Annotated in this window: 1 protein-coding gene and 1 pseudogene; both read right to left on the bottom strand. The window is 67.5% G+C overall.

What is annotated here, in order from left to right; translation table 11 throughout:
• Positions 1–4: 4 nt before the first annotated feature.
• The gene (locus tag CTA01S_RS16695; protein WP_157451420.1) at positions 5–172 is read right to left on the bottom strand and encodes a DUF2515 family protein; all 168 of its coding nucleotides are present in this window, start codon (positions 170–172) and stop codon (positions 5–7) included.
• Between the two features lie 106 nt (positions 173–278).
• Positions 279–542: pseudogene (locus tag CTA01S_RS16820) on the bottom strand (hypothetical protein); the annotation flags it as partial.

Here is a 542-nt window from a genome sequence, read left to right as displayed (position 1 = left end):
GGGGTTACCAAGGCATGTTCACGCGCACCATCTCCAGCGAGCAGGCCACGGTCTTGCTGGCGAAAGCTCCGAGAGCCATCCAGTAGAAGCGCCCCTTCCATTGCGGCTTGCCACCGTCTTCGAGCTCCGGATAGAAGCGCGCGTAGATGGCCGCAAGGCGCCGTGCCCGCACGGCCGGGTGCTACACGAAGGGACAAACCGACGCGGCTGGCGCCCAAGGTCAGTTCGATGCGGGTGTGGGCGCCTGGGGTGAAGCCGCTCTCACCATCGCACCATGCTCACCCAGCCCGCTGGTCTCCATCGCCTTGGTGGGGGTCCCATTGCCAGATCGTGTCCCCCCAATCGGCATGCAGGTCTGGCATGAGCTGCCCGGCTTGGAAATGCCGCCGGCTGTTGGCCTTGGCCGGGGTGAACCACCAGCCGGTGCGCGGGCAGGGTTGGCCGGCTTCGCACTTGAGCCGCAGCGCCGCCTCGCCCGTGGCGGGCATGGGGTTGTCTCCACCCTCGTCGGCCACGCGTTCCACCAGTGTCCACACGGTAGG

This window comes from Caldimonas taiwanensis NBRC 104434 (assembly GCF_001592165.1).
Lineage (GTDB): Bacteria > Pseudomonadota > Gammaproteobacteria > Burkholderiales > Burkholderiaceae_C > Caldimonas > Caldimonas manganoxidans.
Note: the sequence above shows the minus strand (reverse complement) of the source record. Positions and strands in the feature narration are given on the sequence as shown.